Consider the following 9,316-nt stretch of genomic DNA (forward strand, 5'->3'; position numbering starts at 1 on the left):
CTTTTATAGCCTAACTTTTCATACAAATAGCAATTTCCTTGCTCTTGTAATATAGTATCAAGCTCCCACTTTCTTGCATCGTTGTATATCTGTTCAATGATTGTAAAGACCTTTTGGGCAATTCCTTGTCCTTGATGTTCTGGCAGTATAAAAACTGGGCTGACACGATACGTTTTATTTTCCTTTTTTACTATTCTAATAGCACCAACAGCAACATCTGAATTTTTAATGATGTAATAATCAGTATAGGGTTCATTGATTCGAATAATTACTCGCTCAACTGATTCATTGGCTGGGCTTGTTTCATAATCCTGATATTTTTCCAATAAGGGCATAAAAGCTTTGACTTGCATTTCATGAATTGCTGCTGCTTCCTTTAATTCTGATTTACACAAGGAAATCGCCATAATGTTTATACCTCCATATATGCAGCCTTTGATTGATGAATCCGATGTTTCGAGTAGTTAGTTTTACGATACCATATTCTGTTATTTGGATCTATGCCGTTATGGATTGAATGTCAAGGAGCCTTAAGTGGGAAAAGTGTCTTTTAGAAAACCGTTCTGCTCGAATAATGAGGTGTATAGACCGTCAAACGAGTTAGCGGTTAAAGCAAACGACAAGCAGAGAATTGAATCCGACTCTGTATCAGCTATTATTTGCTTAACTCAGATAGTTTCAATATCCATTTAGATTCAAAATTTGAAATTAAGTGTTGGGGTAATAGAATAAACGCCGATTTAGTGTCAAGGAATGAACTTAATTGATGGGTTAGCTCGAACTGTGTCCTCTTTTAAGTAAACTAGCTCAAATTCTGAAACTAAATGGTCTATATTTTCATGTTGGAGGTCATTAATTTCACATTTTGAAACTAATGCAACATCGCCCTCAAGACGCCAGAGTAACAGGTACTTCTATAAAGAAATATATAGATAAATAGAGGGATAAGGTTGACTAAAATGAATACAGTTTATTCTTCATTTGTCGTAGTTGAATGATTTAATGCAATCAAATGCACATCAAAAAACGCTCAATTTGTCTTAGACTGTATTTCATCCAAGCTAATCGTCCGTTCTGCATAAAAAGAGTTGAAAGCTACCCGTTTGATTGGAACTTTTCCATTCAAACTCATAGAAGCATGGTAATATGAGGTGTTTGATTGGATAATATCCATTCTAAAACAATAATCAAATAATCCATTACGTTCGTTTAAATAACTAATTGAAATAATTCGTTGAAATAAGTCGTTGAAATAGAACGAAGTTAACTAATGGATGTTCTTGTGCAACTTAAACACCCATTTTTACCTTTATATGGTTCAATATCCTTTTTGTCGAAACAAGCAGGAATTTGAGTGTGGGACTCGAATTGTAAGTATACTCGTATTTTTTGAATTTTTTATGATAATGACCGCAACTTTTCGTTCTCGGGTCGGTACAATGTATCAAGCAGGCCCGGGAATAATCCACAGGTGGAGGAGGCTCGCCTGTCATGACTGATTCCCAATTAATACGTGAAATTAAGGATGGCAATGTCGAGCTGTATTCTGAGCTTATGGGACGCTACCAACGAAAGATTTTAGCTTTTATCTATCACATGTTGAAGAGTGCGAAGTTGGAACTGCTTGCTGAGGATTTGTGCTCTGAATCTTTTTATAAAGCATACCGCAGCCTTCATTCGTTCCGCGAAATGGATGCTTCTTTTTCAACATGGTTATATACAATTGCGCGTAATACTGTGCTCAGTGAGCTTCGAAAACAAAAAACGACACATGTATCGATTGATGAGTCGGGTTTTGAGCCAATTGCAGCGCTGGATGCGGTGCCAGAGCAGCACGTATTGCGAAATGAACGAATGGCAATGGTTCGCGAAGCTATAAATAATTTGCCTGAGAAGCAACGCTCGGCACTTATTCTTCGAGAATATGATCAGCTCGACTATCAGGAGATTGCTAACATTTTAGGGCAAACGGTCAGTTCGGTAAAATCATTGCTTTTCCGAGCGAGAGCAAGCGTAAAGACGCAGCTGGAGCCTTATTTCGGACAATCGCCAATGATTGAAGAATTCGAAGGGATGAATACAAGATGAACTGCGACGATATACAAGACAGATTCGTTGAATATTGGGATTTAGATGAACTAGACAAGGACCGGCAAGCGATTGATCGTCACTTACTTGAGTGTGAGTGCTGCTCGGAACAATTTCGGATGTGGGAAGAAAGCGGAGATTTGATTCGTTTTCTTTCAGAGACTGATGAAATCATTGGTCCGACAGAACATGTCAATCGCACTGTCATGGAACGCATTTATGCAGAACAGTCATGGCTCATGCCAGTCCCTCAAAAAAACTATCATTTCTCTAAATCATTCCGTCGTAATTTTGCGCTTATCGTTGCTGCTTGTATGGCTATGTTTGCTTGTGCCTTCTTTGTTTTTATGTTTKATAATCAGGAGGCTCCTTCGCATGCTCAAATTGCTGAACTTAGCGGTTTAATGGATACTGCGAATGCGTCTGGTGTCGGCTTGGTCGTAAAAGCAGGCTTTTACACAGAAATCCCTGTTGCAAGTATAAGTGACCCCTTCGTCCTGAAATTAGTGCCTACTTTTCCTCAATATTATGTTGCTTTATCATTACTTGGTATAATAGTGACATTGCTTATATTAAATTGGATTTCTAGAACTAGAAGCTAACAATGCTACCTCGTATAGGCTCCCTTGGGAGCTTTTTGTTTTCATATGAAAGGAGATGAATATGCTTTGTTAATTGGATTAGTACGTCATGGGAATACGGATTGGAATGCAGAAGGAAAAATCCAAGGACAAACGGATATTCCTCTGAATGCTCTAGGTATTAGTCAAGCGATTGCGTTGGCTGAAAGACTGAGCGTTGAGGATAAAATCTGGGATGCAGTTGTTTCTAGTGATCTCAAACGCGCATACGCAACAGCTCAGCTTATAGCAGAGAGGCTTCATATTCCCTTGTTAGAGGGTGACAAGCGACTTAGAGAGCTGTACTTCGGTGAAGTGGAGGGAACTACTGTGGCTGAACGTCGCGAGAGATGGGGAGATGACTGGCGGTTGGCAGCAGTTGGAATTGAACCACAATCAGATGTACGTGCTCGGGGGCTAAGTGCTATCAATGAGTGGAGAAGCGAACATCCGGAACGTAATTTGCTTGTTGTGTCTCATGGCGGTTTTCTTGCTGGGCTGTTGTCTGAGCTGTGCTCAGAGCTAGAGGATCAGCATCTCTCAAATTTATCTTACTCAATAGTAGAGCTGATCGAGGGTAAGTGGCACCCGAAATTACATAATTGTACGATTCATTTGAACAACCAGGTGTAAACATCTGGTTCCGTCCTTCAAGCCGAACCGATCGTTACGATTAGAGGCATCAACTCCTGTATAACTGAAAATAATAACTCTTTCTATTAACACACGTGTGCAAGAGACCTACTTCATCATTGGGATGGAGGGTCTCTTTTTTATTTTTTGCGTAATCATTAATGCTGGCTGTTATAAAAAAAAAAAAAATCCCCATAATGATAGTAACTAACGCTTATTCATAGCACAGCACACTTACGAAGCTGGACCCATGGATCTAATCCTCGGGCAATGCAGAAAGGAGAGAGTTATGAATTTATCGGATATGCTAGGTTATGCGGATATACAACAGCTTAGCAGAATTGCAGACGTTTACAGATGTGAGTGCAATGGGCATTCCAAAAACGATTTGATTCAATCCATTCTCTCTACCGTAAGTCGAAATGATGTTTTTGAAGCGCAAATAAGCAGTATGAAGTTGGAGGATTTACGTTTTCTTAACTCCTTATTGTTCGAATCACGTGACTCTTTCAGTCTAGAGGATTTAATTGCAAGGGTGCAGCAAAGCAGATTTGGTGATGAGATTGTGAAAGTAGAGGCGGAAGCGCCTAAACAAAAGAAAAAATCAAAAAAGCAAACTGTAGAAGAAAACAAATTACTTAGTCCTAGAGAAATGATTGCTAAGTTCAAGCATCAAGGCTGGTTGTTTAACGGCTACAGCGGAGCGAATCGGTATTTGTTTCAGGTGCCTAATGATTTGAAAACACGTTTTCGCGAAACACTCGCAAAGAAATTTGCAGCAGAGCTCCATTATACAGATGAACCGCCTATTTATCGTGATGAACAGCTGCTTTTGCAAGAAGATGTAGTCAATATGCTTCGATATGTGCATCAAAACGAAGTGCAGCTGACGGCTGACGGCTCCATGTATAAACGTTTTATGCTGCAAATGATGGAGCAATTCGGTGTTCAGGAGGTGCTTCCAACTAAAGGGGAATGGCGCTTTGGATACGGAAGACATTTCAACCATTACCCGAACCGCTTCTCATTCATCTACGACTATTGTTATCACGCAAAGTATATCAGTGAGAATCATGCGATGCTGGCCGTTACTGCAGCAGGTGAAGAACGAATGAGTAAGCGCCCAGCGGGCGAGGCAGAGCAGATTTATCGGTACTGGTTAAGGCTATACAAAGGACCAGTAACTCATTTGTTGTCACTTGTGCATTGGATGAGTGCATTGGCTGAGCAATGGGTTACCGTTGAATCGCTTAGAGGCGTGCTCGTGCCGTTCATTAAGCCTTATTATTACGATGATGCCAATACGCTATTGGAACAGAGAATTATGACCATGATGGTTCATCTAGGTTTATTACGTGTAGGAGAGCACCCGCTTTACGGTGCTGTAGTGCGAATGACGAAGGCAGGGAAGGCGACCGTAGCCGGCTTAAGCTTGGAGGACACTGCTTCAATCAGCATACGTTGACATCCCACATTTGTATTGGTAAGATTTCTCCACTCAAACAGATTGAAGCGCAAGGAGTGGATGAATGATGTTGTTACCTTATAAGGGAATTATGCCGTCGGTACACCCGGAAGTATATATTGCGGAAGGCGCCRAAATAATAGGCGATGTATCGATTGYGAAACAAAGCAGCATTTGGTTTAATGCTGTACTGCGTGGTGACTTAGCGCCTATAAAAATCGGACATAGCTGTAATATCCAGGATGGCGCTATTGGACATCTGAATACGAATCAACCGTTAATCTTAGAAGAAGAAGTTTCCGTAGGCCATGGGGCAATTATACATGGTTGCACGATAGGCAGAGGCACATTAATTGGAATGGGGGCAATCGTACTTAACGGCGCAGAGGTTGGTGAATATGCTTTAGTAGGAGCCGGTTCGATTGTTACGGAGAACAAAAAAATACCATCCTATACTCTATCTATCGGTTCACCCGCCAAAGTCGTGAGAGAATTAACAGATGACGATCTACAGCGCATGAGAAAGACGATGGAGAGCTATGTGACGAAAGGTATAGAATATAGGATCTCTTAACCGGTATGGAGGTGTATCCTATGGACAAAATGAAAGTAACGTATGAAGCGATGCTCGGTTTGGYCGCAGAGCTTGTGCTTGATGATGCGGTTCTTAAGTTTCAAACCAAGCAAATTTACTCAGCAATAGATAAAGCGCTGGCCGCAGGTGATGAGGATACGTTTTACCGTCTTGCGAAACAGTTAAATGCTTTAAAAAGATAAATCTTTGAAAAGGTTTATCTGCAACCATAAATTTAAGAGCTTCCTTAATCGGAGAGGGCAAATAAAGCCCAACTCTAGTGCAGGGAGGCTTTTTTTTGCGTGAATGCAATTGGCAATTGAGCGAAATGAGGGTAACATAGTGTAAATGAAATGTTTTTTTAGGCTAAGGAGTGGGGGAAAAGAATGAAGTTTAGTGATATTTCAGCAGAACAATGGGAAGAGCTTACTCCATATTTGGATACATGCTTACTGCCGGTAACAGGAATGACAGGGCTCGAGAAACCGTATGAGGCAACGAAATGTTTAGAGCAATTAAGAGATATGATGGATTTAATAGAAATACCTTTCAAGGGAAGGGTCATTACCTACCCTGCTTGTCATTACATATCCGAAAGTAATACCTTTGAAGAAATATTACTTGAATGGTGCACTGCGATAAAAAAATCGGGTTTTCGCTATCTTATTGTTGTTTCAGCGAATAATAATTTAAAATTATCTAATTCAGCCATCGATTTGACCTTTCTCCCGAGCGAGGATGGGGTACTTCCACTTCAGGACGATTTATCACAAGCAATTCGTCACATGTGGAACGGACAAAATACATGATTTTGCCCCTTTTGTTGTATAATATGATTAGTTTTTGGGGAAAACAAATGCCAGACAAGGTCAAATGTGACAAAATAATAACAAATTATTGAACGGTATTTTGATATGTGAGCAAATGTACGGCCATATTCTTGACGCTCATAAGCACCTAGGCTATTATAAGTTATGTCCTAGTTCGTCATGTGTTTTTGCCGTGCGGCAAGACGCGAGATATGGTTGGCAAAGGGGGTTAGAACAGAAGATGAGTAACCATGAACAACACGAGACCGCGCATCGACCGGTTCAGCGCAAAGAAATGTCCCGGCGTCAATTTTTGTCATATACGCTTGGTGGCACGACTGCATTCATGATGGGTGGCGCGGTATTGCCTATGGTTCGCTTTGCAGTGGATCCACTCCTCGTTAAGAAGGGTGAAGGCGTTTATGTAAAAGTTGTGGAAGAAAGCAAGATTACGACGGAACCGCAAGATTTTAAATTTAAAATTCATCAAAAAGATGGTTGGTACGTGAGTGATCCTGAGCTTTCAGCTTGGATTTCCAAGGATGCAAACGGAAAGATTTTTGCACTTTCACCGATTTGTAAGCATTTAGGCTGTACAATCGGTTGGAACACAAAGGGCAAAAATGAGTATGATTGTCCTTGTCATGACGCGCGCTACACGAAAGACGGGAAGAACATTACGGTTTCCCCGAATCCATTGGATGAGTACGAAGTGAAGGTTGAAAACGGATTCGTATACTTGGGTCCAGTAATGCCGAATACACGAACGAAATAAGGAGGGCGTATTGCAGATGTTTAAAAGTATTTACAACTGGATTGACGAACGTCTTGACATTACGCCGCTATGGAGAGATGTTGCGGATCATGAAGTACCTGAGCACGTAAACCCCGCGCATCACTTTTCCGCATTCGTGTATTGTTTCGGCGGATTGACGTTTTTCATAACGGTGATTCAAATTTTATCCGGTATGTTCTTGACGATGTACTATGTGCCGGACATTATTAACGCTTATGCAAGCGTAGACTACTTGCAGCACGAAGTTGCTTTCGGACAAATCGTTCGTGGTATGCATCACTTTGGGGCGAGCTTAGTTATCGTTATGATGTTCTTACATACCCTGYGAGTATTTTTTACCGGTTCTTACAAGGCGCCGCGCGAAATGAACTGGGTAGTCGGAATGCTGATTTTCTTCATCATGTTGGGCCTTGGGTTCACTGGCTACCTACTCCCTTGGGATAATAAAGCTTACTATGCAACAAAAGTTGGTGTCCAAATTGCTGAATCAGTACCGGTACTCGGACCCTATATCGCTTCATTCCTATATGGTGGCGATATCGTAGGCGCGCAGACGCTCACTCGTTTCTTTGCGATCCACGTATTCTTCTTGCCTGGCGCTTTGATCGCGATGTTGGCAGCGCACTTTATCATGATTCGGAAACAAGGTATTTCGGGACCACTTTAAGCGAAGGGAGGGCTTCTTATGGCGCATGGTCATAATTCGAACGAGAAGGTTGTCTACGTCGGCGACTCTCGTGTTAAGAAAAACAACCATCCGAACATTCCGCCGGATTACACTTCATTTCCGGGTAAATCGGAAGCGTTTATTCCAAACTTCCTTCTAAAGGAATGGATGGTTGGTTGCGTTGTACTTGTTGGTTTTCTAGTCTGGGTTATTGCAGAACCGGCACCGCTTGGTTATCCAGCAGATCCAACAAACTCGGCATTTATTCCTATGCCGGACTGGTACTTCTTGTTCTTGTATCAGTTTTTGAAATATCCATACGTATCGCAAGATTATATTTTGCTTGGTACACTCGGTATTCCGGGCGTTATGTTCGGAGGACTGATGCTTGCACCATTCCTTGATACAGGAAAAGAACGTCGTTTCTACCGTCGTCCGATAGCCTCATCATTGATGATGCTGACATTGGTTGCCTGTGTATACTTGACAGTCGTGTCATGGGATCACTATCAGCACCAATTGGAAATCAACGGACAAATTCCAGAGCATCATGAGCGTGAAGAGAAAGCTCGTGCAGCACACGAAGCGGGATTGGAACGTCCGAATCCATCGAAACCTAAAGTTGAAGCTTCACTTGTTGATGCGAACGATCCAGCGATGGGTATCGCTAAGCAAGCGCAATGTGTTGGTTGTCATGCGGCTGATTTAAAAGGGCAAGGCAACTTCCCTAGCCTAGTCGGTGTTGGTGATCACCTGACCAAGGAAGAGATCGCTGAAGTAATTACAAATGGTCGCGGTCAGATGCCAGCACAAGGATCTAAACTAAAGCCTGATGAAATTGATCAGTTAGCAACTTGGTTGTCCAAACAAAAAACTGCGGCTGAATAAGTCGTCGAATGATAAAAAACCTGATCRTATTATGCGGTCAGGTTTTTTTTGAAAATATAGGATAGTATAAGTGATCTTTTATTAAAGGAGAAGTGATTCCTAATGCTCGCCGTTTTTTGGAGCCGCGCTTTTTTATTAAACCGTTCTTTTTTGTGGCTGCTCTTTCTTGTTAATTTTGCAGGTACAATTTATGGGTACATATGGTATRAACATCAAATCGTCGAAACTTTAAATGAAAATGCTTTATGGCAGGTCATTTTTGTGCCGGATTCGCCTACAGCAAGCTTGTTTTTTACTTTAGCACTCCTTTACTTGTTGTTTCCTCCACAGAAGCCTTCACGTCTTATGTCCTTAGGTAGAAGCCTTATTGAAGCATTAGCAGTTGTATGCTCTGTAAAATATGGCATATGGGCTGTTTCAATGATCGTTGCAGGGGGATGGCAAKGCGCTGAATGGCAATGGGAGCATTATATGCTTATTGCATCGCATCTTGGGATGGCGTTCGAGGCTTTGTTGTTCTTCCGGTTCATGAAGGCTGGTATAGCATCATTGGTTGTTGCGACTGGTTGGTTACTTCTAAATGATACAGTTGACTATAAGTATGAGATTTTTCCGTACCTTGCAGATGAGCTGTATGATGATTTAACAGCAGTACGCGCTTTTACATATGGGTTATCCATTTTCAGCTTTGTTGCGGCAGTTTTAGTTTGGCGGTTTAGAAAGAAGGAATAATAGTGGACATCCCCTCATAAAGTTGTTTATGGGGGGATGTCCCC

Annotated in this window: 12 protein-coding genes; 11 read left to right on the top strand and 1 reads right to left on the bottom strand. The window is 41.5% G+C overall.

Features of this window, described 5'->3' with window-relative positions; all coding sequences use genetic code 11:
• A partial coding sequence (locus AC1DWN_RS20430; RefSeq protein ID WP_477560747.1) for a GNAT family N-acetyltransferase occupies positions 1-407 on the bottom strand: 407 nt, incomplete at its 3' end.
• Between the two features lie 1,084 nt (positions 408-1,491).
• Between AC1DWN_RS20430 and AC1DWN_RS20435 the strand changes: the two genes are divergently transcribed.
• The 11 genes from AC1DWN_RS20435 to AC1DWN_RS20485 all read left to right on the top strand — a co-directional run bounded on the left by AC1DWN_RS20435 (position 1,492) and on the right by AC1DWN_RS20485 (position 9,272).
• Entirely contained in the window at positions 1,492-2,088 is a 597-nt protein-coding gene (locus AC1DWN_RS20435; RefSeq protein ID WP_477560748.1) for an RNA polymerase sigma factor, read from the top strand.
• Positions 2,085-2,690, top strand: a complete 606-nt coding sequence (locus AC1DWN_RS20440; protein ID WP_477560749.1) for an anti-sigma factor family protein — start codon at positions 2,085-2,087, stop codon at positions 2,688-2,690. The genes AC1DWN_RS20435 and AC1DWN_RS20440 overlap by 4 nt, the downstream gene beginning before the upstream one ends.
• Positions 2,691-2,735: 45 nt before the next feature.
• Positions 2,736-3,341, top strand: a complete 606-nt coding sequence (locus AC1DWN_RS20445; RefSeq protein ID WP_477560750.1) for a histidine phosphatase family protein — start codon at positions 2,736-2,738, stop codon at positions 3,339-3,341.
• Positions 3,342-3,630: 289 nt separating this feature from the next.
• Complete coding sequence (locus tag AC1DWN_RS20450; RefSeq protein ID WP_477560751.1) at positions 3,631-4,806, top strand: hypothetical protein; 1,176 nt, start codon at positions 3,631-3,633, stop codon at positions 4,804-4,806.
• Positions 4,807-4,873: 67 nt separating this feature from the next.
• Positions 4,874-5,380, top strand: a complete 507-nt coding sequence (locus AC1DWN_RS20455; protein ID WP_477560758.1) for a gamma carbonic anhydrase family protein — start codon at positions 4,874-4,876, stop codon at positions 5,378-5,380.
• 20 nt (positions 5,381-5,400) lie between these two features.
• Complete coding sequence (locus AC1DWN_RS20460; protein ID WP_477560752.1) at positions 5,401-5,583, top strand: IDEAL domain-containing protein; 183 nt, start codon at positions 5,401-5,403, stop codon at positions 5,581-5,583.
• Between the two features lie 183 nt (positions 5,584-5,766).
• A complete protein-coding gene (locus AC1DWN_RS20465) occupies positions 5,767-6,189 on the top strand; it encodes a DUF2487 family protein (protein WP_477560753.1) in 423 nt (140 codons plus the stop codon).
• Positions 6,190-6,430: 241 nt separating this feature from the next.
• Positions 6,431-6,964 (top strand): Rieske (2Fe-2S) protein, encoded by a 534-nt coding sequence (locus AC1DWN_RS20470; RefSeq protein WP_477560754.1) that lies wholly within the window; start codon positions 6,431-6,433, stop codon positions 6,962-6,964.
• A 16-nt stretch (positions 6,965-6,980) separates the two neighbouring features.
• A complete protein-coding gene (gene qcrB, locus AC1DWN_RS20475) occupies positions 6,981-7,652 on the top strand; it encodes a menaquinol-cytochrome c reductase cytochrome b subunit (RefSeq protein WP_477560755.1) in 672 nt (223 codons plus the stop codon).
• Between the two features lie 18 nt (positions 7,653-7,670).
• Positions 7,671-8,540 carry a c-type cytochrome gene (locus tag AC1DWN_RS20480; RefSeq protein ID WP_477560756.1) on the top strand — a complete coding sequence of 290 codons (870 nt, stop codon included), beginning with the start codon at positions 7,671-7,673 and terminating at the stop codon, positions 8,538-8,540.
• Positions 8,541-8,642: 102 nt separating this feature from the next.
• Entirely contained in the window at positions 8,643-9,272 is a 630-nt protein-coding gene (locus AC1DWN_RS20485; RefSeq protein ID WP_477560757.1) for a DUF1405 domain-containing protein, read from the top strand.
• Positions 9,273-9,316: the final 44 nt, after the last annotated feature.

This window comes from Paenibacillus sp. P4_A7 (genome assembly GCF_056402455.1).

Excerpts from the sequence above, each read along its gene's own strand:
- AC1DWN_RS20435 (WP_477560748.1), top strand. The coding sequence starts at position 1,492 with ATGACTGATTCCCAATTAATACGTGAAATTAAGGATGGCAATGTCGAG.
- AC1DWN_RS20445 (WP_477560750.1), top strand. The coding sequence starts at position 2,736 with ATGAAAGGAGATGAATATGCTTTGTTAATTGGATTAGTACGTCATGGG.
- AC1DWN_RS20450 (WP_477560751.1), top strand. The coding sequence starts at position 3,631 with ATGAATTTATCGGATATGCTAGGTTATGCGGATATACAACAGCTTAGC.
- AC1DWN_RS20465 (WP_477560753.1), top strand. The coding sequence starts at position 5,767 with ATGAAGTTTAGTGATATTTCAGCAGAACAATGGGAAGAGCTTACTCCA.
- AC1DWN_RS20470 (WP_477560754.1), top strand. The coding sequence starts at position 6,431 with ATGAGTAACCATGAACAACACGAGACCGCGCATCGACCGGTTCAGCGC.
- AC1DWN_RS20480 (WP_477560756.1), top strand. The coding sequence starts at position 7,671 with ATGGCGCATGGTCATAATTCGAACGAGAAGGTTGTCTACGTCGGCGAC.